We start from the raw sequence: 23,785 nt of genomic DNA on the forward strand, positions 1-23,785 counted from the left end.
CAAAATGACCCTCGCCCCTGACCAGCTTGCTGGTTTGATGTCTGCGATTAGTTTTGCGGCCGGGTGGAGCGTCCATGCAACCGTCGCCACACTCGGTCGGCTGACCCGCGCCGGCTTCCTCGCTCTCCCGCCGTCGCCGCACCTGGTCGGAAGCTGGCCCGTCATCGCGACCTGTGCGGTCATGTTTGTGATGGAGTTCTTCGCCGACAAAATTCCCACCTTCGACTGGATCTGGAACGCGCTGCACGCTTTCGTGCGCGTCCCGGTTGCGGGCTCGCTCGCCTACGCCGCCGCCGCCCATCTTTCTTCCCTGGCGCAGGCCATCAGCGCCTCTGCCGGAGGTGCCATCGCGCTGGCGGCGCACGGCGGCAAAACGGCAGCGCGAGCCGCGGGGTACCATAACCCCCCAAATCCTCGGGCTGCGCGGGCTCAAGGCAGCTCCGATTTCATTTTCCATAGCAGCCACTATGAAATCCTGAACCAGCCCTCGTAACTCATCCCAAAATACAGCTTAAGTTGCTGATTCTAAGTTGCCAAGTTTTGGCCGACGACGTGCAGTGCTCAAGCTGGCTTTCCCCAGACAGACACAGACTCACGAACTGGAGGCAGTATGAACGCTGCGTTTACACGGCGCTTGGTCACAATCTTTGCGATCACCGTCGTCATGGTCAGCTTGTTCTCCACCGCCGCCTTGGCCGATGAACTGTACGCACGCGTCCGCGGCACAGTCACCGACACCAGCGGCGCGGTGGTACCAGGCGCTACATTGAAGATCAACAACTTTGCCACCGGCTTCTCGAGACAGACCACTTCGAGCGGCGAGGGGAGCTATGAGTTTATCAACCTGAGTCCCGGCACTTACTCCATTAGCGCCGCCAAAACCGGGTACGCCACCACCACGGTTAGCAACATTAAGCTGGAGCCAAACCAGACCTATGTTGGCGGTATCAGTCTGAAGGTGGGAGCTGTCACCGAGGAAGTGACCGTCACCGCCAACCCTGCCCAGGTTGAGCAGACCAGCATACAGTTGACGGCCACCATCGACTCAAAGACCATCACCGACCTGCCGCTGAACGGCCGCAACTGGGTTAACTTGCAGCAGAACCTGCCCGGCGTGGTTATTCCGGACACCCGCTTCGGCGTCAACTTCTCGACCAACGGCAGCCAGGCGCAACAAAACAGCTACCTGATCAACGGCTCGGATAACAATGACCTGCCGCTGAACAGCCCGCTGGCGCCGCCCAACCCGGACGCGATCGCCGAAGTCCGCATGATCACCAGCTCGATCAATCCGGAATACGGGCGCAACTCGGGCGCGATTATGAACGCCGTGACCAAGTCAGGAACGAACTCGTTCCATGGCACGCTGTTCGAGTTCTACCGCGACCATTCGCTGAACACCGCTAACTACTTCCAGACCACCGTTGTTGGTGGGGTTGTGAAGAAGAATGTCTCGCCATTCCATCAGCACCAGTACGGCGGGACGGTTGGCGGCCCGATTATCAAGAACAAGAGTTTCTTCTTCTTCAGCCTGCAGAACACCCGCAACGCCAATCCGCAGGTGCTGGGTGCGACGCCGACGGTTTTCCCCGCGTCAGCGTTGGCTGGCACCCTCTCGGGGTTCCAGTTTCCGGGTTGTACCTCTGCCCCTGGCGCGGCTTGCCTGAGCACGAACCCAACACCATTCGCGATTAACGGACATCCAGCCGGCACACCGTGGAATGTGGCTCTGGCCGGCGGCTCGGTCCCAACGGCGGCATTTAGCCCGCTGTCTGTAAATTTGGTGAAGCAGTTCGTCCCCGCGCCGAACGCCAGTGCGAACCAGTTTACCTGGAACCCGATAACGCGCACCAAGGTCAACCAATACCTCGGCCGGTTCGACCAGAACGTCGGCTCGAAGGACGCTTTCTGGTTTTACGCCTTCGCCAACAACCAGGCAGCCCAGAACGACTTGGCATTTACGGCAGCGAACCTGCCGGGATTTGGCGACCAAAGCGCGCCACAAACCAAGAATTTCGTGGCCGCCTGGAGCCACACCATCACCAACAACATGCTGAACGAATTGCGCCTCGGCTACACCCGCTTGTACTTCCCGACTGGGCAGCCGCTGAATGTTCGTCAACCCAAGGACGTCGGTTTCCCGAACATCTTCCCGCAGCTCCCGAGTGCAGCCGACTACCCGCAGATGGCCATTACGGGGTACTTCACGCTCGGCGGCACGACCAACGGTCCGCAGCCTCGCAAGGACCAGACCTTCCAGATCACCGACAACTTTAGCTGGCAGCATGGACACCACAGCCTGAAGTTCGGATACGAAGGCCGCAAGATGCTGGTCTGGAATCCGTTCCTGGCCCGCAACGAAGGCGTGTTTAACTTCGACGTCAGCGCGACCTACAGCACCGGCGATCCGGGTCTGGATTTCCTGCTGGGCATTCCCGCCGGCTACAACCAGCAGACCGGCCAATTGATTGTTGCTCAGGCCTATGAACACTACATGTACGCCCAGGACCAGTGGCGTTTCCGCGACAACCTGACCCTGACCTTCGGCACGGGCTACCAAATCGATCAACCGATCCAGGAGTTCCAGGAGAAAGGGTTGGCCCGTATATGCTTCCAGCCTGGCGTGCACTCTACGGCCTTCCCGACCGCTCCGGTGGGCTACACCTTCCCTACTGATAAGGGTTGCAACAAGGGGGGCGGTGCTACCACCAAGTACTCCCATTTCGGTCCGCGCTTGGGCTTCGCTTACAGCCCCAACTGGGGCCGGATCTCCGGCGCACCGGGGAAGATGTCCATCCGCGGCGGAATCGGAATCTACTTCAACCGTTCGGAAGAAGAATTGAACCTGCAGGACTTGGGCGTTCCGCCGTTCGGCCTGGGCAGCGCCGGTATCGGCGACGTGGGCGGGGATCCGTCGTTCCCGAACCCGTGGGTTGACATCAAAACCGGCGCGGTGCTGGCGAACAAGTTCCCGTTCGCCGGCGTCACTCCGGGAACCCCTGTTGACTTCAGCGGGTTCCTCCCGTTCGGCATCAGCGTGATAGACAAGAACGCAACCATTCCCTACGCGACAAACTACAACCTGACGCTGGAGCGTGAGATGCCCGGCCAGGCGATCCTGCGTGTCGCTTATGTCGGGTCGGCGGGCCGCAAGCTGTGGGTTTCGCGTTCCTTCAACCCGGCGACGCCGGCGGGCGTGGCCGCTTGTCTGGCAGGCGCGGTTAACGCTGCCGGGCAAGTTTGCACTGCCAGCCCAGCCAACATGGCTGTCCGCTTCCCCACCTTCTTCACCTACCCGGGCGATGTCTGGGGCAGCAGCGGCATCCAGTACAATGGCGGCTCCTCGAACTACAACTCGCTGCAGATCACCGTGGACAAGCACCTCAGCCACGGTCTGCAACTGCTGACCACCTACACCTGGGCGCATGCGATCGACACGGGATCGTCGTTTGAAGACGTTGCGTTCCAGGCGGCCGGTTCGTTCGACGCATATGGCAACCTGAGGCGCGACCGCGGTGACTCGGCGTTTGATGCCCGGCACCGCTTCACCCTGAGCACCAGCTACGACATCCCGAACCTGAACAAGCTGTCCGCGTTCTCGTGGATGCCAAGCCGGGTATTCGGTGGGTGGCGCATCACCGGCATCAACGCGTGGCAAACCGGCTTCCCGATCAACTTCCAGGACAGCGGCAGCCGGTCGCTGACATGCAGCTTGAACTACTCGTTCTACGCCTGCCCGGACCGCCCGGATCTGGTGACCAGGCCGACGGCGCTTGATCCCAAAACCACCACCACCCACAACTACTTCGCCGCGGCGGACTTTACACGTAACGCGCTGGGCACGGAAGGAACCACCCCGCGTGGCTTCTTCCATGGTCCCGGCTTCTGGAACATCGACTTCTCTCTTCAGAAAGATACGAAGGTCACCGAAGGCACGACGTTCCAGTTGCGCGTAGAGGCGTTCAACTTGCTCAACCACACCAATTTCGCGAACCCGACCGGAAGCATCACTAGCGGCAACTTCGGGCGCGTCACCGCGATTCGAAACTTCACGAACTCGCGGTTGGTGCAGTTGGGTGCGAAGTTCATCTTCTAAGACGAGCTTCGTGGCAAGACTTGGGGCACCCGGTTTCGGGTGCCCTTTTTCTTGGTCTGTCGGTCGTTCGGTCGATCGGTCTTTCCCAAGCCGGGTGACCGATAGACCGATCAACCGACAGACCTACAAGATTTCCCCGCGCGCGATCTCATCCACCAGCCCGGCGTCGGCTTCCAGGAAATCGAACTTCGGCAGGTCCTTGCGCGCCACCCAGCGCACGTCCTTGAAGATGCGGTTCTCGATCTTCCCGGCGAATTCTTCCACGATAAAAAACCGCAGCTCGACCGTGCCGCCGCGCGGGTAGGTGTGCTGGATACGGAGGACCTCGTCGCCGATTTTCGCGTCCATGCCGAGTTCTTCGTCCAGCTCGCGCCGGAGCGCGTCGCGCGGCTGCTCGCCTTGCTCGATCTTGCCGCCGGGGAACTCCCACTTCAGGGGAAACGGCTGGTGGCGGGTGCGCTGGCAAATCAGGATCTTTCCGCGCTCCAGGATGAACGCGGCCGCAACGCGCTTGATGGGACGGCGGCGCCGCGCTGGTTTCGCCGGTACCCGCTTCATCCCTGCTTCTCGAGCCGGCGCCCGACCAGCTCGGCGCAGTGCTCCACCAGCTGGCGATCGTCGGCGGTGAAGGCGGCGGAAAAATGGCTGTCAATGTCAATCTCGCCCACCACCTGCCCGCGCACGAAGATGGGCGCCACGATTTCCGACTTGGTCTCGATCGAGCACGCCAGGTAGCGCTGGTCGCTGTTGACATCGTCCACCACCACCGTTTTTCCGGTGGAGGCGGCCGCGCCGCAAATGCCCTGGTTCAGCTGGATGCGGGTGTGCGGAGTCATGCTCCCCACAAAGCGGCCCAGTTGCAGCACGCGTTCGCCGGCGTCTTCCTCGATCATGTAGAAGCCGACCCAGTTGTACTTGAGCATGCGCTGGTGCAGGCGCTCGCAAATGGCATTCATCAGCTCGTCGGCGGACCGCGCCGAGCGCGCCGCTTCGTCCACTTCGCGCATTACGTCCGAAGTTTTGATTGCGGGAGTCATACGCGGTATTAAAACACAGAAGCCGGCCGGCGCCGGATTCCCTCCGCTGTGGGAAACCGGTCGGGTTGAATGGCGTGCGCTGAGCATGACCTGGATACAAATTTCTTCAAAATTGGCCTGAACCTGGAAACAAATCTCTTCAGACTTGTAGGCCCCGGCGCCCTCGCCGGGGCCGAATCGGAATTGCCCAAGAATGATAATGTCGCGGGCGCCCTCGCCCGCGATTACAACATGCGCGCGTCTGGCTTCCCATGAAACGCAGCCTGGAAAAACCGGCAACCGCGAACCGATAACCGATAACCTACACCGGCGCATCTCTTACCTGGAACCGCTCGAATTCTCGCGCCTCGCTTTGCGGCAACCGCTGCCACCTCGATTTCAGGTACGCCCACGGAATATGGAAGAGCAGCACCCGGGGACTGAACTTCGACGACGCATGGATCCAGCAGGAGTGCGTGCACCAGCACTTCGCTCCCGGGATCGCCTTCACTTCCTCCTGCATCTCCTGCGAAGCCAGCGCGGCGGTAAGATTGAAATCGAAATCCTGCAATCGGCCCAGCTTCGGCCGCAGCTCGCAGGCCCGGAAGTGGCCGTCGTGGTCAATTACTACCGTGCTTTGACCTGCCGTACAGGCCATCGGCCAAGCCTTGTCGCTGTAATGATTCTGCTCGTGAATGTCGAAGTGAAACTTGATGTTTCCCAGGTAGTATGCCCGGGCCAGCGCGCGCGGCACCGCCGGTAGGTGTGCGAACAGGCGCTCGGCATAGCGCGCGTGAAACCACATCAATTTTTGATGGAGTGCGGCCAGTTCTTCCCGCGGCAAACGCTTGAGCGAGGCGTCCATCGGATCGCCGCGAATGATCTCGAAGTAATGTCCGTCGCTGTCGCTCTCGCGCATCATCTTCAGCCCGAGTTCCACCAGCTCGCGATAATTCTCCGCCGTAACGCAACTGACCACGTTGCGCCGCAGCCGCCGCACGCCGCGCCACTTCTTCGCCGCCATGTCCATGGTCGCCAGCGTCTTCTGAAAATTATTGGGCACGCCGCGAATGGCGTCGTGGGTGTTGGCCAGCCCGTCGAGCGAGAAATTCAGGTCAATCACCAGCTCGGGGCAGCGCTCCAGCAGCGCCGAAATCACCGACTCTACTTTCCCTGGCAACAGTCCGTTGGTCGGCAGGTTGATGTGGCGCACGCCGTTGTTGACGTAGAACAGCTCGACGATTTCCGCCAATTCCTTGCGCATGAAAGGCTCGCCGCCGGAAATCCAGAGCTTGTGAAACCGCGGCGCGGTGCGGCTCAGCTCTTCGATCTGCTCGAAGCTGAGGTCGCGCCCCTGGTTCAGCTCGTCCCAGTAAAAGCAGGTCCGGCAGAGCGAGTTGCAGGTCGAGGTAACGAACAAGAACACGGATTCCAGGCCCGCAGGACGAAACACCGTCTTGGCGTAATGAAAGTAGTCGAACCCCACGAGGTGATTATATGCGGTAGCCCGGTTGGTAGCTGGTAGCTGCCAGTTGGGCAAGAATCTCGACCGTTCTTTAATTACACTTGTCCCCGACTACGGACCCCCAACTACCAGCTACGAGCTACCAGCTACCAGCTACAATTCCCCCATGTACTCCGCCCAGGTTCTGGACCATTTCGAGCATCCGCGCAACGTCGGCGAACTCACTGACGCAACGGCCGTCGCACAGGTGGAGAATCCCGCGTGCGGAGACGTGATGAAGTTGTGGCTGCGCGTTGAAGAACGACTCATCGTTGAGGTTCGCTTTCGCGCCAAGGGATGCGTGCCCGCGATCGCCTGCGGGTCAGCACTAACCGAAATGATTGCAGGTCGGACCCTCAGTCAAGCGCGCGCCGTACGCAGGATCGAGTTGGTATTGAAGCTGGGAGGCCTGCCCAGCGCATCATTGCACGCGAGTCATCTCGCAATTGACGTATTGGCGAAGGCGCTGAATCAGGTGCCGGGTCGCCAGTAGTGTGGAGATCGTTGACGGCTCGCCCGCTGCGGATTCGCTCGGCTCTGCTGCCGTCATGGGTGGTAGATGGTCCACCCGCGCCGGCGCGCAACTTCCTCCAGATCAGGATTCGGATTGATGGCGAACGCGTGCTTCCCCAGCTCCATCATGGCGAGGTCGTGTAGGGAATTGCCGAACACCGCGTCCGGAGTGCGCGGCAGCAACTGGTGAATCGCCGCCGCTTTCAGTTCGTCGGTGGGAACCCGGATCAGCCGCCCGGTGCAGCGCCCATTCTCGTTCTCCACGCAGGCGGCGATGACGCGTTCCGCGGGAAAGCGGAACCTCGCTGCGGCGGCGCGGATCACCCAGTCATTGGTGGAGGAGACTGCCCACAGCTCGCATCCCGAATCGGCGAGGCGGCGCGTAAGTTCCGCCATCTCCGGAAAAATGCGCGGCACAATGCGCTCGGCGAAAAATTCGGCGGCGCTGCGCTCCAGCGTTGCCCAGTCGATCCCCTCGTTGATGGTGACCATTTCGCCGCACATCTGCTCCTCGCCGACGCGCCCGGCCCGATATTCCTCATAACGCGCGCGGGCCCAGCGCGCAACGTCATCCGGCAGCAGGCCGCGTTCCATCTCCCAGTAAAAAAACTCTTCGCCGGCGTCGCCATCCCATAACGTGCCGTCGCAATCAAACACCGCGATGCGCAGCCGCAGCCGCAGCACCGAGGCGACGAACTCCTCGGCGGGCGCCGGCAGGGAAGTGGTCTGAAAATTTCCGCGCGTGCTCATCCTTGGGTGATCCGCTGGTAATCCTCGGGGGTATCGACATTCCAGACTACCAGAGGATCATCCACGGTCACATACTCGATGTGCTGCTGGTGCGCGTGCTCCACGTCGCGCGCGGTCGCCGTCGGCGGTGCGGAAAGGAACGCGTTGATCATCTCGCGCCCCACCACCAGCGGGTGTCCGTTTCGTTCCCCGTAGCGCGGAATCACCGCCCAGATGCCCTCCGCCGCGCGCTCCAGAAATCGGTCTATCAGCAGCGCCACCGTCGCCGGACTTGCCGGCGGACGGTCCACCAGCGCGACGATCGCCGCATCGCGTCCGTGGTTCATCACGTCCTGCAACCCGAGGCGCAGCGAGCTGAACTGCCCGCGCTCCGGCTCGCGGTTCACCACCAGGTACGCGCTTGCGGCGTAGACAAGCGGCTCCAGTTGCGGCGCGTTTTTCCCCGCGACCACGATCACCATCTCCGTCAGCGGCGCCAGCAGATCAATCGCTCCCCCGAGAAACGTTGACTCCCGCCAGGGCAGCAGCGCCTTGTCCCGTCCCATGCGCGAGGATTCCCCCGCCGCCAGGATGACTCCGCAAAAGCTGGGTGAACGTGCCATTGCTGAACAGCTTAACAAATACCGCCATTTTTTCGCTCACCTTCCTGGCCGCATCGCGTCCAACCGCCCGAGCGCTTATACTCTGACGCCGGAGTCTGCCCATGAAGACACGCATTGCCCTCGCCGTGTTGGCGGCCGCATCTCTGTGCTACGGACAACAGCAAACGCAGGTCGAGGTCGGCATGCGGCCCGGGTCCTCGCGCCAGGCCGAGCCGGCTCGCAAGGCCACGCCCGAACAATTGGAGCGCGGCCGCCAGATGCTGGAAGTTGCCGAGGTCCAGGCGGCGGGCCTGGAGGGCGGAATGCGCAGCTACGCGTTGCTGCAGGTGGCCCGCGCCTATCAGCCGACCGACAAGAAAAAGGCGCTGGCACTGCTGGAAGACGCGCTGGCCGCCACTCGGGCCATCGACGACGACAATCTGAACACCCGCTTCCAGCTTCAAAAGCAGATTCTCCAGGAGATGGTGCCGCTGGCGCCGCAGCGCGTCGATGAGCTGCTCACCCAAGTCGAGCCGCAGGCGCGCGCCTCCGTGCTCAGCTCCCTGCTTCAGTACTACGAAAAGCAGAAGGAACTGGGCCACGCGGTGGAAGTGCTCTACCGCATCGCGCAGGAATCGGAGATGCCGTACGGGGCGGCGTTGCGCGTGATGCAGGCGCTGCCGCCGGAGCGTGCCGCCGACGCGCAGCAACTCTTCGCTGTCTCCCTCGCCAGTTTCCAGGATCACAAGCACAGCGGCGGCTGCATGGGCGACTGCGACTTCGTGCCGCTCATCCTGCGCTTCTGGAACCGCCTGCCCAAGGAAGCCGTGCTCGACGCCATCCACGCCGTCCTCAAGGACGCCCGCGACAACGGTCAGAAGAGCTCGATCTCGATGGCCTCCGACCAGGGCGCGGTCGCCTTCAGCTCTCTCTACGAATTCCGCCTGTTCCAGGTGCTGCCCGTTTTGCGGCAGCTCGACGAATCGGAAGCCAAGAAACTCCTCGAGCAATACCAGCAAGTCCAGACCCTGCTGGCCAAGTATCCGCAGGGTACCGACTCGTTGCAGCCGCCGAAAGCCCCCGGGGGAGGCCAGGATCGGAGCCCGGGCGCCTCCTTCATGATGAGCAACGACGGCCCGGGCGGCGGCGGACGCCCTGGTCCCGGCCCGCAGATGCCGGCGCCGCTTGAGATGCAGCAGGTGTCGAAGGTCGCCGCCGAGGCCGAGAAGCATCCCCGCGATGCTCTCGCCATGTGTGCCGGCATCTCCGATCCCGGACTGCGCTCGCAGGCGCTGCTGATGGTCGCGCGCTCCACCTGGAAGAACGATTCTTCCATCGCCCGCGAGGCTTTGCAGAAGTTCATGGAGCTGAACCCCAAACTCGAGATCGCGCAGCAGGTCATGTCCCTCTCCACCGCGGCCGACATCTACCTCAAGATGGGCGAGACCGACGACGCCAAGGGCGTGATCGAGAAGGGTCTGGCCGCCGCCGAGAGTGCCTACAAGAAGGACAGCAATGCCGACGATCCCAACAAGGCGCTGAAGGCCTACTGGCCTTCGGCCGAGGCGTATCGCGGCATGTTGCGCCTGGCCGTCCGCATTTCCCCGGTCTGGGCCGCAAATTTGGTCAAGGAAATTTCCGATCCGGAGATGAAGGTCGTCGCGCAGATCGCCATGGCCGCATCCTTGCTCGACATTCCCACCGGCTCCACCATGATCATGAACTCGACCAAGCAGGGCACCAATATGAGCATGAGCATGGAGCGGTGAAGCAAGTCTTCAGTCTGGCGGGCGTCCGCCTTTCCTGAAGACTGACGACTGAAGACCGACGACTGTGGTAGCTTGGTGCGTTTCAATTCCCGCACATCACCCTTTAGGGGAGGCTCGCCATGAAAGCCGTCCGTCTCCACCAGTTTGGCGGTCCGGAAGTCCTCAAGTACGAAGACGTCCCCGACCCGCAGCCGCGCCAGGACCAGGTGCTGGTCCGCGTCCGCGCCTGTGCCCTGAACCATCTTGACCTCTGGGTCTGCAAGGGCCTGCCCGGAGTCAAGCTGCCGCACATCCTGGGCAGCGATGTCGCCGGCGAAATCGTGGACGTCGGCGGGTTCGTCACCGGGCTGCAAAAGGGCCAGCGCGTCATCCTCGCGCCCATGGTGTTTTGCGGTCACTGCCGTTTCTGCGTCTCCGGCGTGCACAACATGTGCCGCGAGTTCACCGTGCTCGGCAACGGCGTGGACGGCGGCGACTGCGAGCTGATCGCCGCGCGCCACGATTGCGTCATCCCCATCCCCGATTCGCTCAGCTTCGAGGAAGCCGCGGCGGTGCCGCTGGTCGGCCTTACCGCGTGGCACATGATGGTCACCCGCGCGCAAATCCGCCCCGACCAGAACGTGCTCGTGCTCGGCGCCAACTCTGGCGTCGGCATGGCGGCCATCCAGATCGGCAAGCTGTTTAACGCCCGCGTCATCGCCACCGCCGGCGACGAGCATAAGATGCAGCGCGCCCGCGAACTCGGCGCCGACGAGGTCATCAACCACTACACCCAGAAAATTTCCGACGAGGTCAAGCGCATCACCAACAAGGAAATGTGCGACATCGTCATCGAGCACGTCGGCCAGGCCACCTGGGGCGAGAGCATGAAGTCGCTCAAGCCGGGCGGGACGATCGTCACCTGCGGCGCCACCACCGGGCCCAAGGTGGACCTCGACCTGCGCTTCCTCTTCTCCAAGCAGTTCTCGTTCATCGGCTCCTACATGGGCACCATGGGCGATCTGCACGAGGTGCTGAAGCACGTTGTCGGCGGCAAGATCAAAGGCGTGGTGGACTCCACCTTCCCGCTCTCGGAAGCCCGCGCCGCCCACGAGCGCATGGAGAAAAGCCAGATGTTCGGGAAAATCGTGCTGAAGCCGTGAGCTTCTTCACCACCGAGACACCGAGGTCACCGAGGCTCACCGAGTTATTGGTTAGTCAAAATCCCAGAACGTGTTTTCTCTGTGAATCTCGGTGTACTCGGTGTCTCGGTGGTGACCGACAGACCGACAAACCGACAGACCGACAGACCGATAGACCGATAGACCTTTCCCGCGTCTCCGTACTCGTTTCGTCATCTAATCAATTACAATGGTCCCCGCATGAACGGCGACGAACGCTTGGAAAATCTCGAGGGTAGCCACCAGCACGAGTCCAAGGGAATCCTCCGCGAGGTCATCTTCGGCGATCCGCAAGCCGAAGGCATCATCATGACCACGCTCGACAACGCCGTGAACTGGGTGCGCAAGAACTCGCTCTGGCCCATGACCTTCGGCCTGGCCTGCTGCGCCATCGAGATGATGTCCATGGGCGCTTCTCGTTTCGATATCGCGCGCTTCGGTGCCGAGGTCTTCCGCCCCTCGCCGCGCCAGTCCGACCTGATGATCATCGCCGGCCGCGTCTCGCAGAAGATGGCGCCCGTCATCCGCCAGCTCTGGGAGCAGATGCCGGAGCCCAAGTGGGTGATCTCCATGGGCGCATGCGCTACCTCCGGCGGAGTGTTCAACAACTACGCGCTGGTGCAGGGCGTCAACCAGGTGATCCCCATCGACGTCTACGTCCCCGGCTGCCCGCCCCGTCCCGAGCAACTGATCTACGCCATCACCCTGCTCCAGGAAAAAATCCAGAACGAACGCGGCTCGTTCAAGGATGCGCTGAACCTGAAGTAATCTAGGCGATCTCAAGTCTTCAAAATGGGGGCTGGCTGACCCTTTGAGTCAAGAATAAACTTTGCGGTTGCCCCGCCCTTGTCGCTCCCGGGAGCGGGAGCGGCTCGGAATCTGTCCGCGATTGAGGCAGCGCGATGGACAATAACAGCCCCACCCTTCGCCAAACCCGGGCGAAAGGGTGGGCCACCCGCGGTCGGTTACGGTGCAGTGCGAAAAGAAAGCACAAGGGAATGGTATGGTCACGCGTCGCTTTGTCGCAATGATTGACATTCTTGGATTTAGACGGATGGTACAAACCTTACCTGCCGAGGATGTCGTCCGACGGGTAGAGAAGCTATTTAAGCATATTCCGAAACTGGACATAGCTTGGGGAGTAGGTGGCGGAAACATCCAGGAGGAGTCGGGAATAACGAAAACCGCGCATGCTCAGTTCAGCGACACAATCTTGCTGTGGACTCCCCCAATAGACAGCTGTTCAATTTACCGTCAGGATTTTGAACTTCAGGGCCTATTATTCGCAACGACTGGAGCTATCTTTCATGGGTTCCTCAATGGGCTACCATTGAGAGCCGGTGTTGCATTTGGGGAATGCTACATCAATAAGAGGACCCAGACTTATGTCGGCCAAGCTATCGTTGACGCCTACAGCACAGAAAGGCAGCAGGACTGGATAGGAGGCGCATTGCACCCAAGCTGTGATGGCCGAGTAGCACATAGAACTGATTTCAAAAACGTCGTTATGCCTTATTCAGTACCTGTAAAACCTGGCAGTACGATCGCTATCACTTATGCCTTGAATTGGCCCGAGACCGCTCACTCAAGCGTGCGGGTCAACAGAAGAAAGTACGGCGTCTCCGTACGTAATTTGCTGCGGCAGGCTCTTCAAGAGCATCTCGCGTCGGAGATTCCGGAATCCGTGAATCTGAAGTACAAGAACACCGCGGCATTCATCGAAGATAGTCTCAGGTCGGGCGTTTTGTATTGGTTGAATTCCGCCAGGCGTTTTCGGCGGCGACAACGGCAACTACGCGCAAGAAAAGCACGCGCAAGAAAAGCACGCGCAAGAAAAGCACGCGCAAGAAAAGCACGCTAGGTGTAGCGCTTGCTAAACTTGGCTGGTGGCCCACCCTTCGGCAGTAAACAACATGTGGGTGCCCCACCGTTCGCGGTTTTCGAACGGTGGGAATAGGGGATTTCAACTCCAAGAAGGAGGCGCGCGCCCCGCCTAAGCCGCTTTCACCGTGGCGGTTCGCAGACACGCCGAAACATCGTCGAGGACCTTCTCGTAGTCGGCGGTCATGGCCCGCTCCACATAAATGCGAGCGCCCTTTACACCCGCTTCTTGCGCCATCCGCTTGAAGTCAAACTGAAGAAAGTTTTCAACTTGCTTCGGGGTCAGGAAAGCGATGCCGACAGTGGCGGACTGGCCTGTCGTGGTCTCGATCTTCACCGAGTACGGGTATTCAGCCTGTTGCGTTTCCGGGGTCATGCGACACCTCCTCTTGAGCGACGAAAGGTGGCCAGAGAATCTGCGCTTTCTTGATCGACAAGAGTGGCGGGAAAACGAATCTGTCAGATTCTAGCGTGATCTGCTGCATGAGTTGTAGTGCATGAATCAAGAAAAGCATCCCTCCCTCCTCTGTCGAGCATCTCACGTGAGACCCCATGAATGTCGAGAAGATCATCGCCGAGGTGGAGTGGCTGGAGGGCATCTACTCCCTTCCGGACACAAGACCCCTCGGGCTGACCGACCGCGACGCTGCGAATCAAAGTCACGACGAGAGGTACGCGGACAACCCGTGGTTCCGGCTTTGGCAGCGCTACGGCCTTCCTCGATAAGCGGGCAGAACGCTGTGCCCGAGAATATTCAAACTGCGAGCGGCGGCTCCGTTTCGACGCCGCAGGTTGGCTGATTTCACTCCACGCCTGACGACTGAAGACTGGTGACTGAAGACTCTTCGGGTTTACTGTTCACCCGCTGCACGCGTTATTCTTCCAAACGCCGGGGCTCCAAGCCCGACGACTGAAGACTGACGACCGAAGACTCTCATGTCCCAACTCGAAATTCCTCCCGAACAATTCTGGCGCGTGGCCGGCTACATCCTCTCGCTCGCCAATGATTATCTCGGCGAACTCGACACGCTCCCCACATTCCCGCCCGATGCCACCGGCGCGGAACTCAGCCAGGCGTTTGCCGAACCTCTGCCGCAGCAAGGCGCGGGAGAAGACGCGCTCGTCGCCCTGATGGGCGTGCTCCGCTGGTCGCGCCCGCCCAGTCCGCGTTTTTTCGGGTACGTGCTCGGCTCCGGCGATCCCATTGCCGCCTGCGCCGATCTGCTCGCCAGCGTGATGAACCAAAACGTCACCGCCTGGCGTACTTCGCCGGCCGCGGTCACCCTCGAACGCATCGTCGTGGGCTGGCTGGGGGAGGCGATCGGCTGCCGCGACTTCTCGGGAAGCCTTACTGGTGGCGGATCTTCAGCCAATACGATGGCGCTGGCCATGGCCCGCGAAGCACGTCTGCCGGCCAACGAAGACGGCGCCCAGCCCGCCATCGTGTACGCCTCCGATGAAGTTCACATGTCCATTCCCAAAGCGGTGGCGCTGCTCGGCTTGGGCCGCAAGAACCTGCGCCTGATTCCGACTGACGAAAACTTCCGCATGCGTTCTGCGGAACTCGAAAAACAGATTGAGGCCGACCAGCGCGCAGGCAAGAAGGCCATCGCAGTGGTCGCCTCCGCCGGCACGGTGAGCACCGGTGCCATTGATCCGCTGCCCGAAATTGCCGACATCTGCCGCCGCCACCATCTCTGGCTGCACGTGGACGGCGCTTATGGTGCGCTCGCTGCCATCGCCGCGCCCGAAAAGTTTCCCGGCCTCTCGCTCGCCGACTCCATCTCGCTCGATCCGCACAAGTGGCTCTACCAGCCTCTGGACTGCGGCTGCCTGCTCTATCGCGATCCGCAGCACGCGCGCGCCGCCTTCGCCCACAGCGGCGATTACGCGCGCTCGCTCAGCCAGGACCCGGTGGAAGGGTTTGCGTTTTTCGAGGAGTCGCTGGAATTGTCGCGCCGCTTCCGCGCGCTCAAGCTCTGGCTCTCGCTGCGCTATCACGGGCTGAACGCTTTTCGCGACGCCATCCGCGCCGATCTCGACCACGCCCAACAACTCGCCGAACTGGTCCGCGCCAACGAGAAGCTCGAATTGCTGGCGCCGGTCGAGTTGAGCGCTGTGTGTTTCCGCTACGTGTGGCGCGGGTCTCCGGCCCGCGAGGAGGACCTGAACGCGCTCAATGAGCGCATCCTCAAGCGCGTCATCCAGCGCGGTCGCGTATTCATCTCCAACGCGGTCATCCACGGCAAGTTCGCGCTGCGCGCCTGCTTTGTCAATCACCGCACAAAATCGGAGGACGTGCAGGCGGTCGTCGACGAAGTCATCGCTGCCGCCACCGAGGTCTAAATCGGCACTTTCCCGTTTTGAAACCGGCCCGGCAAATAAACGCGATTTCCACAGGGGTTCCACGTAGAACATCATGCCAAACCTGCTTCGCCTCTAAGTTCGTGATAAAAAAAGGGCATGCCATCTCAAAATGATCGCCGCGCGGTGCTGGCCAAGGCCCCCTGCCGCGCCGACCTGGCCGGCGCCACCATTGACCTGTGGCCGCTGTATCTGTTTCATCCCGGAAGCGTTACGGTCAATTTTGCGGTCAGTGTCATGACCACCTGCCGCATCACTCCGCTCGCCGGTAAAGCCATTCAGCTCAAGTCGTTAGACACCGGGCGTGAGGAGCGCTTCGCCGACCTGGAGGCGCTGTGCCGCGCCCCCAAATACGCCCACCCGCTGGCCGCCCGGCTGCTGCAGTTTTTTCAGCCGGAGGGCGGTCTGGCGCTGGAGACAACGTCGGAATCGCCGGCGGGCGCGGGCATCGCCGGGTCATCGGCGCTGATGATAGCGGCCACCGGGGCGCTGGCGCGCTACACCGGGCGCCGGATCGGGCGCGAGCAGATGCGCGTGCTGGCGCAGAACGTGGAAGCGCAACTCATCAACGTGCCCACCGGCTGCCAGGATTATTACCCGGCGCTCTACGGCGGCGTGAGCGCCATTCATCTCGACACCGACCAGGTGCGCCGCGAGGCCCTGCCGGTTGCCCCGGAAGAGATCGAGGCGCGTTTCCTGCTGGTGTATACCGGCGCGCCGCGCGCTTCGGGCATCAACAACTGGGAAGTGTTCAAGGCGCACATTGACGGCGACCGCAAGGTGGTGCGCAACTTCGAGCGCATGGCGCAGATCTCGCGCGCCATGCACGGCGCGCTCTCGCACGGCGACTGGGACGAGGTGGCACGCCTGCTGCTGGACGAGTGGAAGTTTCGCAAGAGCAACTACGCGGGCATCTCGACGCCGCTGATTGACAACCTGGTGGCGGTGGCGGCGAAAAATGGCGGGCGCGCCGCCAAGGTGTGCGGCGCCGGCGGCGGCGGGTGCGTGGTGTTCATGGTGCGGGAGGATGCCAAGCAGCGCGTGGCCGAGGCGCTGCGCCAGGCGGGCGGGCGCGTGCTGCCATTCCGCGTGGCGAGCGACGGGCTGGTAATTTCGGCGGTCAACACGGAGACGAAACAACCACATCTGCCAAGCGCGGGCAGATCTGGGGCACCCAGTCCGAGGGGGCGCGCGTGAGCCTGTGGCTCGACAACCAGGAGCGGGTGCGCCCGGGGTGGCGCTTCCTGCTCGGCGCCGCCGTCGCGGTCATCGCCAACTTTATCGCCATCGGCGTGGCCGGGCCGCTGGCGCACGGCAAGACGAGACTGCTGGAAGCGTTGTACCGTCCGCTGACCTTGCTCCTGCTGCTGGGCGGCTATGCGCTGCTGCTGATGTCCGCCGACCAGGTGCACGAACGTTTGTTCTCCGCCATGGGCCTGGGGAGGTTTCCCAGGTGGGTCCGGCAGGCGGTGTGGGGCGTGGCAATCGGGACAGGGCTGACCGTGGTGGCGGTACTCTGCATTGTGATTTCCGGCGACCTGGCGGTGGTGACGCTCAAGCTCAACAGCCACAGGCTCGGGCTGGCGCTGGTGGAGTTGTTCATCCTCTCGACCGCGGCCATGGGCGAGGAGATGATGTTTCGCGGCTATCCGTTCCATCGGCTGGCAGAAACGACGGGGCCGGCGATCGCGGTGGTGGTGATGTCGTTGCTGTTCGGATTCGCCCACGGAGGAAATCCGCACGCCTCGAAGCTGGCCATGGTGAACACCTGCGCCATCGGAGCGCTGCTGTGCACGGCCTACCTGCGCACGGGCGCGCTGTGGATGTCGTGGGGAATCCACTTTGCCTGGAACACCGCACTGGGCCTGGTTTTCGGGCTTCCGGTCAGCGGCCTCACCGACTTTGCCGTGATCCTACGGACGCGCGCCACCGGCCCGCGCTGGGTGACCGGCGGCGCCTACGGCATCGAGGGCAGCGTGGTGGGCACGATCGTCATCCTGCTGGGATTCATCCCCGTGATCCTGCTGACGCGCACGGGCGCGCGTGGGCCTGCCGGTGAGTTGGAAATTCCCCACCCTGTCGCTCCCCCTTGCTAACGCTTAGGGGCAGGCTTCCCCGGAAGCGACAAGGGTGGGGCAACCTCAGCACCTCTGGATGTACAACCGCGGCTATAATTGAGTTACTCCGGCCGAGTATTCATGACGTTCCTACGCAGTACGCTTGCCATCCTCGCCTTGCTGATTGGTGCGACGCTGCTGCTCGCCGACAACCGGCGCGCGTCCTCCGCCGAGATGACGGAAGAGACGCGCATGACGGTGATCCGCGGTCTTAACGCCGAACTGGTGTTCATCCGCCGCCCGTTTCCGCTGGGGCGGAGAGGGCTGACCATCAAGGACGGCAAAGTGTCGCCCAGCGAGGAAGAGGTGCAGCGCATGATCGCGGGCTACGGGCCGGCGGTCAAGCCGGGCGATCGCGCGCACATCACCGGCATTAAGTTCAAAGGCGACAAAGTCATCATTTTCGAGATCAACGGCGGGCCGGTCAAGAAAAGGAAATGGTACGAGCACATCCAGATTTCGGGCATGGGAGGAGGAGTCACGCCCACCGATCCCACCGCCGACGAAAAAGCCAACGCGCGCGGCACCTTTGTCGCCTTGGTGTTTGATAACTACGTGCCGGATCTGACCGTCGGCGAGATCAAGGACATGCTCAGGCCGGTGTTCGATTTCAACGCCAAGTCGGTGGAGCAGGCCTACATTGACACGCTGCCGCCGAAGGTGAAGGAAGCGATCACCAAGCACCAGGTGCTGGTCGGCATGAACCGGGAGATGGTGACCTATGCCCTGGGGCGTCCGCCGAAAAAATACCGCGACCGCGACGGCGACACCGACTACGAGGAGTGGATCTACGGCGCGCCGCCGGCCGAGGTGCAGTTCGTGCGCTTCGTGGGCGACGAGGTGGTGCGGCTGGAGATCATGAAGGTGAGCGGCGAAAAGGTGGTCCGCACCGAGCGCGAGGTGGCGCCGCAACCGACGGTGGCGAAGCAGCAAGTCGACCCGGTGGAGCTGACCAACAATCCCGGCAAGGCGCCGACGCTGCGGCGTGCCGGAGAGCCCGCGCCCGCGGCTGAACCCCTGCCCAAGGGCGGCATTGACGATCCCACGCCGAAGAACGCACCGCCTCCGATCCCGGGGAACGGCCCGCCGGAGTAAGCGCGATCGGGTGATCCGGGTGATCGGGCGATCGGGTGATTTGCCCCACCGTTCGCGCCTTCGATTCCGCTTGCCGTGCTCCCCCGGGCGAAAGGATGGCCACACTGCGAATGCGCTCCGTGTCTGTGATGGGGGACAGAAAATCCCCACCCTGTCGCTCCAAACCCGGGAGCGACAAGGGCGGGGCAACCTCATAGTGATCATGCAGCGAAAGGGCGGGCCAGCCTCCAGCTATTTTGAAAAAGTTTCCGGAGCGTCCGGGTGAGTTAAGCAGACGACCGCAAATACGCCTTCCGGTAGCTCTTCGACTGAGAACTTACAGTAATGCTGGCCAATATGCACGCGCATGGAGTTGAGGTTGTTGCACTCTGACTCAGCTTGCCGAACAAATTCCAGTGTCCACACGGGCCGCTTGCTGTACTCGATGTTATACGGCGTGGGATTTTGTTCTGTCGCATTCTCCTGGGGCTTATAGTCGGCCACGTACACTTTCATGAGCGGGATTGTAACCCATCAGTCGCCGCCTGAAGATCCGCGCGGTTATGAGGTTCGCGTAGAATTGGACGCATGAGCATGGTGATTTCTGTGCGCGAAGACAGCGAACGCGGACCCTACATTGGTTTTCGAGTTGATAACGAGATCCTGGAGTGCAGCGAATGCACGGAAGCGGCGGCATACCGGCTTCGCCACACCGAGGACGAGCAAAGAAATCCCGCGGAGCACCGTTTTGCTGCCCATCGCATAATTGAAGCGGAGTACCCGAGCCACAGCGACGAAATCCGCGTTGGGTAAGATCCCGCTTCAGTGCGATAGCAAACTCACGCGGGGGCCTGGCCCACCCTTTCCTCCGCAGCTACTTTTGAGGTTGCCCCACCCTTGTCGCTCCCGGTTTTGGAGCGACAGGGTGGGGTAGTTCCTGACGGCGCACCATCCGCAAGTCATTTCCCGTTCGCTCTCGCTTGCGCGCGGTCCATTGCGATTCGATCTCGACGGTCCCCTCGCGTCCGGTCGCGACGTGCAGAAAGCTGCTCCACTTCCAATCGTCGGGCCGTTTCACGAGCCCGCGCTTCACTGGATTCTGATGGATGTAGTGCAACTTTTCCAGCCGCTTCTTTTCGCTCGAGACCGGAAAATCGTAGTAACGGGTCTGCCAGAACTGGCGCTCACCGGGCCGGCGGAGCTTGCGCGACACGATCTGCTTCAACATCTGGATCGCAACCGAAAGCTGTTTGCGCTCAGGTTCGCTGACCAGCAGGTGCACGTGCTCGGGCATGACCGCGTATCCGCAGACATAGAATCCGTACCAACGGCGCACGCGCTCCAGTTCCTCTTCGAAGGTGTCCCGCGCCCGCGCCGTCGCCAGCAGCGGCTCGCGCCGATAACAACTGAAGGTGATGAAGTGCAGGCAGCGCGCCTGCTGGTAACGCTTCAGTCCCCAAGGCATGCGAAGAGGGTAAAGCTGGAAAATGGTACGTGTCTGTGATCTGGATGGAAAATCCCCACCCTGTCTCGCCACTGTATATCCGCCTTAAAACAGGCTTCCTCCCGGGCGAGACAAGGGTGGGGCAACCTCAGGATTCTAGTACGTGGGAAAGGTTGGACAGGCACCGTGAGCATAGATCGCCTGGCCTGAGGGTCTGTGACGTAGGACAGAAAATCCCCACCCCTTCGACTTCGCTCAGCGCAGGCTCAGGGCGCCCACGCCACTCAGCTCTTCGACTCGGCGTCACGGCGACGCCTCGCTCAGGATGACATTCCTCAAAAATGGTGCGGAAGGAGACGCCCGCCGGCAGGTGCGTGGTCAATCTCCAGACGACAAGCGAAAGTCGATGAACAGGGTCGTGACCTTGATTGTGTCCTCGCGCCGATATTTTTCCAGCTTGGCCATGGTGATCATACGAAGCATGGCGCCGGGATTTCCGCCGGAAAGTTCCGCGACACGCGCGACGAAATCGGGCAAATTGTCTGCTGTGAGGCGCTGATGTTCGGCTGCGGCCTTGGCGAAATCGTAGGCGGCGGCCGGCGGCAGATTACGGATCTCGAAGCGATCGTTGCGATCGGGAAACAGGCCATGGAGAGAGCCGAGGTCTTCCATGTGCGGCGAGCGTGCGATGGCGATGACTGGGGTGTTCGCCCAGCCGATGATTTCGCGAACGGCGGAGCCGAAAGAAGCTGCAGGGCGGTCAACCTGGTCGAGGACGAGAGCGTAGCGGCTGTCGCGAAGCGTGTCCACGACCAGACCTTTGAGGCTGACGGCGGACTTGCGGCGCAGCGCGGCGAAATCTCCATGGCAGGCGCGCTGGAGGCGGGGCGCGCCGGCCCGGCACAATTGTTCGGCGAGCGAGCGGAGGACGGCAAGCAGGGTGGCGGAATCGCCGCAGTAGAGCAACGAAGGGAACTCGGGCAGAAGAGCGCGAACCAGGAATGTCTTGCCGGCGCCTGCCGGTCCATGGATGAGCGAAGGAGCGGGATCGGCAAAGCGGCGGCGCAGGGCCGCCGCTTCTTCGGGTCGAGGAAAATCAAAATCGTGCATGAAGCGGAGTGCTGAAAACCGCCACCATGGCGGATGTTGACGGGCGCGCTGATTCGCGAAGAACCTGCATCAATCACCTGGGCCCGCCGGGGGCATGGTCGCGCAGCAGCGATCCGCCTTCGAGGTCAATCGAGTGATGGCGATCAATTCCGACTCGCTGGCGTTGAGCCGCGTGAGGGCATCGCCGACGGCGGTGGCGCCGGATTGCTGCGCCGCGCGGGCATGCGCCAAGGCCTGCCCGGCGACATGCGTGACCTCGCGCAACAGGATGCGAATATCGGCCTCAAGCCGGTTACGGCTTTCCAGGAGCCGCTGGTTGATGTCACTCCGCACGCGGCTGCTGTTGACTTCCAGCAACTTTTCCAGAAACGCCGCACCATCACGGCGGATGCGATCATAGCCGCCGAAGAATCCGAGAAACAGATCGGCGGCGAAGCGGAACACGGACGACGGTTGCGCCAGAGTTATGAAGTCATGAAAGTAGAAGCGAGAACGGGTGCGCAAGCCGCGCTCCGGGTCAAGCGCGTGCGGGAGCCTGGCCAGTTCGGGCAGGCCCGCGCCGGCCAGGCGATGCAGAAAATCGTTGGCGAACTCCACGAAACGCTGCGTGGCTTCGCGATAAACGTGGCCGGCAAATTCCTCCTCGGCGGAGAGCCATGGAACGATGTGGTGGCGAGCGATGTCCTGGGCGCGAGCCATGATCGCGCGGCGGAACGAAGGTCCGCCGGCGGGAGAAAGCGCGTTCACGGTTTCGTCAAACTTCGTGCGCGAGGCAACGAGAGCGGTAGCGAGAAATTTCTTGCGGCGGTCGAGGAAGAGGTCGGAGAGGCGGTGCTGCTCGGCGGTGAAGCGGTAGCCGAGTTCGTGCATGGCGCGCTCGGCTTCGGCGACCGTTTGATCCATGGCAGCCAGACGGCACTCCGATTCCTGGAGCGGACGCAAGAGGGCGCCGCGTTCTTCCGCGATGGCGGCGAGGACCTGCTCAACGATGCGCTGGAGGCCGCGCAGACCCGCGCTGGAAACCAGCTCCGCGCCGGAGCTGTATGCCAGCTCTTCCAGGGCGCGCACGAATGCCGGCCAATCGCGGTCGGGGCCGGTGCGCGCGAGGCGCTCGGCAGCGCTCAGGATGTACATCGGGCCGCTCGGGCGACCAAGGCGGGTGGCGAGATTTTCTCTGGCAAAATCGGCGGAGGCGGCGACTTCGGCGTCGGAGACGCGATCGGCCTTGTTGATGACGATGAGCAGGTCGCAGACATGCCGGGAAACCGTTTCGACCAGGCTGGCTTCGTCGCCGGAAATGGGAGGATCGGCGCCGAGCACGACAATGGCAGCATCCACGTGAGGAACAAAGGCGTGCGTGGCTTCGGTGTTGGCGGAGAACACGGAACCTAAGCCGGGCGTATCCACCAGGCACATTCCGCCGGCCAGAAGTGCGCTGGGCACGAAAGCCTCGACGCCCTCGATGCCTTTCGCATTACCCGGATTCAGCGCTTCGGAAACGAATTGCGCGAGATCGGCGATATCGGTGGCGTGCCATGTGCCATCGCGCGTGCGGAAGCGGGCTGCGGGGCGCTCCCCGAAACGAACGATGGTGGGCACGGCAGTAACGGGGATAATCCCGGCGGGCAAGATGGATTGACCAACGAGCGCGTTCAGCAGAGTGGACTTGCCGCGCTTGAATTGGCCGACGCAGGCAACGTAGAAGCGGCCCTCGGCGACGCGGGCGGCCAAATCGCGTGCCTCGGAGGAGGCGCGGTCGGCTCCCAATTCGGCAGCGATGGCGGACAGGCGGGCCAGCGCCGTGGTGATGTCGCTGCCGACGGTCTCGCGGACGATCTGATCAGCGCTTTCAGTCATGGCGTATCGGCGGGCGAGTCCGAGAAATCCTGACCACGGGACAGGAGCGCATCAACCTGGTGGACGAGCTGTTCCAGTTGGTCGACAGTGCGGTCGAGTTGGGCGGCGGCTTCCGGGGGAACGGCGCCGTAGCCGCGCATATAGCGGGGGCGCAGCTCGGTGACCGCGATGTCAATGAAGTTGAGAGCGCTGCGGATGGCCTGGACAGCCGAGATCGAGGGCGGCTCGACGGCAATGTTGTTGTCCGCCAAGGCTTGGGTTAGCCGGGCGCGAATTTGCGCGATCCCGCTCTGCAGAAGGACGCGTTGCGAGGGCGCGAAGTCAACCGCGTAGCGCGGAAACAGAGCGCCGGAGTCGCGAGGAGTCAGCATGGCGTCGATGGCCGATAGCAGGTTATCAATGTACTGAAAGGTAGCTCGCAGCCGGCGCTGATGGTGCGGATTGAGAGTGGCGAGTTCGGCTGACATGGGCCTCCCGACAAGATTGCGGGCCATTGTGCTTGCGGGAGACGCTGGCGCAGCCGACTCCCGGCAAGACAAGCCTTGTAGG

General features: G+C 62.2%; 25 protein-coding genes. 14 read left to right on the forward strand and 11 right to left on the reverse strand.

What is annotated here, in order from left to right:
• Positions 1-37 precede the first annotated feature (37 nt).
• Both LAN70_09835 and LAN70_09840 read left to right on the forward strand, forming a co-directional pair.
• Entirely contained in the window at positions 38-493 is a 456-nt protein-coding gene (locus tag LAN70_09835; protein ID MBZ5511454.1) for a DUF4126 domain-containing protein, read from the forward strand.
• 117 nt (positions 494-610) lie between these two features.
• On the forward strand, positions 611-4,096 hold the full coding sequence (locus tag LAN70_09840; GenBank protein MBZ5511455.1) for a carboxypeptidase regulatory-like domain-containing protein: 3,486 nt from the start codon (positions 611-613) through the stop codon (positions 4,094-4,096).
• A gap of 123 nt (positions 4,097-4,219) precedes the next feature.
• Here LAN70_09840 and LAN70_09845 read toward each other — a convergent pair whose 3' ends face one another.
• From LAN70_09845 to LAN70_09855, 3 genes are all read right to left on the reverse strand, one after another.
• The gene (locus LAN70_09845) at positions 4,220-4,654 is read right to left on the reverse strand and encodes a (deoxy)nucleoside triphosphate pyrophosphohydrolase (protein ID MBZ5511456.1); all 435 of its coding nucleotides are present in this window, start codon (positions 4,652-4,654) and stop codon (positions 4,220-4,222) included.
• Positions 4,651-5,133: a GAF domain-containing protein gene (locus LAN70_09850; protein ID MBZ5511457.1), complete on the reverse strand. Its 483-nt coding sequence runs from the start codon at positions 5,131-5,133 to the stop codon at positions 4,651-4,653. Before LAN70_09850 ends, LAN70_09845 begins: the two co-directional genes overlap by 4 nt.
• Positions 5,134-5,434: 301 nt before the next feature.
• The gene (locus LAN70_09855; protein ID MBZ5511458.1) at positions 5,435-6,598 is read right to left on the reverse strand and encodes a radical SAM protein; all 1,164 of its coding nucleotides are present in this window, start codon (positions 6,596-6,598) and stop codon (positions 5,435-5,437) included.
• Between the two features lie 46 nt (positions 6,599-6,644).
• Between LAN70_09855 and LAN70_09860 the strand changes: the two genes are divergently transcribed.
• Positions 6,645-7,109, forward strand: a complete 465-nt coding sequence (locus LAN70_09860) for an iron-sulfur cluster assembly scaffold protein (protein MBZ5511459.1) — start codon at positions 6,645-6,647, stop codon at positions 7,107-7,109.
• A 53-nt stretch (positions 7,110-7,162) separates the two neighbouring features.
• On the opposite strand, the gene LAN70_09865 is transcribed toward LAN70_09860, so the two are convergent.
• Together LAN70_09865 and LAN70_09870 are read right to left on the reverse strand one after the other, a co-directional pair.
• On the reverse strand, positions 7,163-7,792 hold the full coding sequence (locus tag LAN70_09865) for an HAD-IB family phosphatase (GenBank protein MBZ5511460.1): 630 nt from the start codon (positions 7,790-7,792) through the stop codon (positions 7,163-7,165).
• An 83-nt stretch (positions 7,793-7,875) separates the two neighbouring features.
• Positions 7,876-8,481: a nucleotidyltransferase family protein gene (locus LAN70_09870; GenBank protein MBZ5511461.1), complete on the reverse strand. Its 606-nt coding sequence runs from the start codon at positions 8,479-8,481 to the stop codon at positions 7,876-7,878.
• 101 nt (positions 8,482-8,582) lie between these two features.
• Here LAN70_09870 and LAN70_09875 point away from each other — a divergent pair, with 101 nt between their 5' ends.
• From LAN70_09875 to LAN70_09890, 4 genes are all read left to right on the forward strand, one after another.
• Positions 8,583-10,229, forward strand: a complete 1,647-nt coding sequence (locus LAN70_09875; protein MBZ5511462.1) for a hypothetical protein — start codon at positions 8,583-8,585, stop codon at positions 10,227-10,229.
• A gap of 119 nt (positions 10,230-10,348) precedes the next feature.
• Positions 10,349-11,371, forward strand: coding sequence for a zinc-binding dehydrogenase (locus LAN70_09880; GenBank protein MBZ5511463.1), 1,023 nt, complete (start codon positions 10,349-10,351; stop codon positions 11,369-11,371).
• Between the two features lie 219 nt (positions 11,372-11,590).
• Positions 11,591-12,157: an NADH-quinone oxidoreductase subunit B gene (locus LAN70_09885; protein ID MBZ5511464.1), complete on the forward strand. Its 567-nt coding sequence runs from the start codon at positions 11,591-11,593 to the stop codon at positions 12,155-12,157.
• A gap of 235 nt (positions 12,158-12,392) precedes the next feature.
• The gene (locus LAN70_09890; GenBank protein MBZ5511465.1) at positions 12,393-13,250 is read left to right on the forward strand and encodes a hypothetical protein; all 858 of its coding nucleotides are present in this window, start codon (positions 12,393-12,395) and stop codon (positions 13,248-13,250) included.
• A gap of 132 nt (positions 13,251-13,382) precedes the next feature.
• Here the strand turns inward: LAN70_09890 and LAN70_09895 are convergent, their stop codons facing one another.
• Positions 13,383-13,646 carry a hypothetical protein gene (locus tag LAN70_09895; protein ID MBZ5511466.1) on the reverse strand — a complete coding sequence of 88 codons (264 nt, stop codon included), beginning with the start codon at positions 13,644-13,646 and terminating at the stop codon, positions 13,383-13,385.
• 176 nt (positions 13,647-13,822) lie between these two features.
• Here LAN70_09895 and LAN70_09900 point away from each other — a divergent pair, with 176 nt between their 5' ends.
• From LAN70_09900 to LAN70_09920, 5 genes are all read left to right on the forward strand, one after another.
• Entirely contained in the window at positions 13,823-13,996 is a 174-nt protein-coding gene (locus LAN70_09900; GenBank protein MBZ5511467.1) for a hypothetical protein, read from the forward strand.
• Positions 13,997-14,206: 210 nt separating this feature from the next.
• Positions 14,207-15,616: an aminotransferase class V-fold PLP-dependent enzyme gene (locus LAN70_09905; GenBank protein MBZ5511468.1), complete on the forward strand. Its 1,410-nt coding sequence runs from the start codon at positions 14,207-14,209 to the stop codon at positions 15,614-15,616.
• A gap of 117 nt (positions 15,617-15,733) precedes the next feature.
• Entirely contained in the window at positions 15,734-16,831 is a 1,098-nt protein-coding gene (locus LAN70_09910) for a GHMP kinase (GenBank protein MBZ5511469.1), read from the forward strand.
• Positions 16,828-17,730: a CPBP family intramembrane metalloprotease gene (locus LAN70_09915; protein ID MBZ5511470.1), complete on the forward strand. Its 903-nt coding sequence runs from the start codon at positions 16,828-16,830 to the stop codon at positions 17,728-17,730. Before LAN70_09910 ends, LAN70_09915 begins: the two co-directional genes overlap by 4 nt.
• 102 nt (positions 17,731-17,832) lie before the next feature.
• The gene (locus LAN70_09920; GenBank protein ID MBZ5511471.1) at positions 17,833-18,846 is read left to right on the forward strand and encodes a hypothetical protein; all 1,014 of its coding nucleotides are present in this window, start codon (positions 17,833-17,835) and stop codon (positions 18,844-18,846) included.
• A gap of 231 nt (positions 18,847-19,077) precedes the next feature.
• Here LAN70_09920 and LAN70_09925 read toward each other — a convergent pair whose 3' ends face one another.
• The gene (locus LAN70_09925; GenBank protein ID MBZ5511472.1) at positions 19,078-19,341 is read right to left on the reverse strand and encodes a hypothetical protein; all 264 of its coding nucleotides are present in this window, start codon (positions 19,339-19,341) and stop codon (positions 19,078-19,080) included.
• Between the two features lie 72 nt (positions 19,342-19,413).
• Here LAN70_09925 and LAN70_09930 point away from each other — a divergent pair, with 72 nt between their 5' ends.
• Positions 19,414-19,638 carry a hypothetical protein gene (locus tag LAN70_09930; protein MBZ5511473.1) on the forward strand — a complete coding sequence of 75 codons (225 nt, stop codon included), beginning with the start codon at positions 19,414-19,416 and terminating at the stop codon, positions 19,636-19,638.
• Between the two features lie 61 nt (positions 19,639-19,699).
• Here LAN70_09930 and LAN70_09935 read toward each other — a convergent pair whose 3' ends face one another.
• Both LAN70_09935 and LAN70_09940 read right to left on the reverse strand, forming a co-directional pair.
• Positions 19,700-20,290, reverse strand: a complete 591-nt coding sequence (locus LAN70_09935; GenBank protein MBZ5511474.1) for a transposase — start codon at positions 20,288-20,290, stop codon at positions 19,700-19,702.
• 357 nt (positions 20,291-20,647) lie between these two features.
• Complete coding sequence (locus LAN70_09940; protein ID MBZ5511475.1) at positions 20,648-21,079, reverse strand: hypothetical protein; 432 nt, start codon at positions 21,077-21,079, stop codon at positions 20,648-20,650.
• Positions 21,080-21,133: 54 nt separating this feature from the next.
• Between LAN70_09940 and LAN70_09945 the strand changes: the two genes are divergently transcribed.
• Complete coding sequence (locus tag LAN70_09945; GenBank protein MBZ5511476.1) at positions 21,134-21,394, forward strand: hypothetical protein; 261 nt, start codon at positions 21,134-21,136, stop codon at positions 21,392-21,394.
• Between the two features lie 54 nt (positions 21,395-21,448).
• Here LAN70_09945 and LAN70_09950 read toward each other — a convergent pair whose 3' ends face one another.
• Positions 21,449-23,236 (reverse strand): dynamin family protein, encoded by a 1,788-nt coding sequence (locus LAN70_09950; protein MBZ5511477.1) that lies wholly within the window; start codon positions 23,234-23,236, stop codon positions 21,449-21,451.
• Positions 23,233-23,703: a hypothetical protein gene (locus LAN70_09955; GenBank protein ID MBZ5511478.1), complete on the reverse strand. Its 471-nt coding sequence runs from the start codon at positions 23,701-23,703 to the stop codon at positions 23,233-23,235. Before LAN70_09955 ends, LAN70_09950 begins: the two co-directional genes overlap by 4 nt.
• Positions 23,704-23,785: the final 82 nt, after the last annotated feature.

The sequence above is a fragment of the Terriglobia bacterium genome (assembly GCA_020072845.1).
Taxonomy (GTDB): domain Bacteria; phylum Acidobacteriota; class Terriglobia; order Terriglobales; family Acidobacteriaceae; genus JAIQGF01.

What these genes read in the sequence shown, in the direction of transcription:
- LAN70_09835 (MBZ5511454.1), top strand. Translation starts at nt 38, where the DNA reads ATGTCTGCGATTAGTTTTGCGGCCGGGTGGAGCGTCCATGCAACCGTC.
- LAN70_09840 (MBZ5511455.1), top strand. Translation starts at nt 611, where the DNA reads ATGAACGCTGCGTTTACACGGCGCTTGGTCACAATCTTTGCGATCACC.
- LAN70_09845 (MBZ5511456.1), bottom strand. Translation starts at nt 4,654, where the DNA reads ATGAAGCGGGTACCGGCGAAACCAGCGCGGCGCCGCCGTCCCATCAAG.
- LAN70_09850 (MBZ5511457.1), bottom strand. Translation starts at nt 5,133, where the DNA reads ATGACTCCCGCAATCAAAACTTCGGACGTAATGCGCGAAGTGGACGAA.
- LAN70_09870 (MBZ5511461.1), bottom strand. Translation starts at nt 8,481, where the DNA reads ATGGCACGTTCACCCAGCTTTTGCGGAGTCATCCTGGCGGCGGGGGAA.
- LAN70_09875 (MBZ5511462.1), top strand. Translation starts at nt 8,583, where the DNA reads ATGAAGACACGCATTGCCCTCGCCGTGTTGGCGGCCGCATCTCTGTGC.
- LAN70_09880 (MBZ5511463.1), top strand. Translation starts at nt 10,349, where the DNA reads ATGAAAGCCGTCCGTCTCCACCAGTTTGGCGGTCCGGAAGTCCTCAAG.
- LAN70_09885 (MBZ5511464.1), top strand. Translation starts at nt 11,591, where the DNA reads ATGAACGGCGACGAACGCTTGGAAAATCTCGAGGGTAGCCACCAGCAC.
- LAN70_09890 (MBZ5511465.1), top strand. Translation starts at nt 12,393, where the DNA reads ATGGTCACGCGTCGCTTTGTCGCAATGATTGACATTCTTGGATTTAGA.
- LAN70_09895 (MBZ5511466.1), bottom strand. Translation starts at nt 13,646, where the DNA reads ATGACCCCGGAAACGCAACAGGCTGAATACCCGTACTCGGTGAAGATC.
- LAN70_09900 (MBZ5511467.1), top strand. Translation starts at nt 13,823, where the DNA reads ATGAATGTCGAGAAGATCATCGCCGAGGTGGAGTGGCTGGAGGGCATC.
- LAN70_09905 (MBZ5511468.1), top strand. Translation starts at nt 14,207, where the DNA reads ATGTCCCAACTCGAAATTCCTCCCGAACAATTCTGGCGCGTGGCCGGC.
- LAN70_09910 (MBZ5511469.1), top strand. Translation starts at nt 15,734, where the DNA reads ATGCCATCTCAAAATGATCGCCGCGCGGTGCTGGCCAAGGCCCCCTGC.
- LAN70_09920 (MBZ5511471.1), top strand. Translation starts at nt 17,833, where the DNA reads ATGACGTTCCTACGCAGTACGCTTGCCATCCTCGCCTTGCTGATTGGT.
- LAN70_09925 (MBZ5511472.1), bottom strand. Translation starts at nt 19,341, where the DNA reads ATGAAAGTGTACGTGGCCGACTATAAGCCCCAGGAGAATGCGACAGAA.
- LAN70_09930 (MBZ5511473.1), top strand. Translation starts at nt 19,414, where the DNA reads ATGAGCATGGTGATTTCTGTGCGCGAAGACAGCGAACGCGGACCCTAC.
- LAN70_09935 (MBZ5511474.1), bottom strand. Translation starts at nt 20,290, where the DNA reads ATGCCTTGGGGACTGAAGCGTTACCAGCAGGCGCGCTGCCTGCACTTC.
- LAN70_09945 (MBZ5511476.1), top strand. Translation starts at nt 21,134, where the DNA reads ATGGCAGGCGCGCTGGAGGCGGGGCGCGCCGGCCCGGCACAATTGTTC.
- LAN70_09950 (MBZ5511477.1), bottom strand. Translation starts at nt 23,236, where the DNA reads ATGACTGAAAGCGCTGATCAGATCGTCCGCGAGACCGTCGGCAGCGAC.
- LAN70_09955 (MBZ5511478.1), bottom strand. Translation starts at nt 23,703, where the DNA reads ATGTCAGCCGAACTCGCCACTCTCAATCCGCACCATCAGCGCCGGCTG.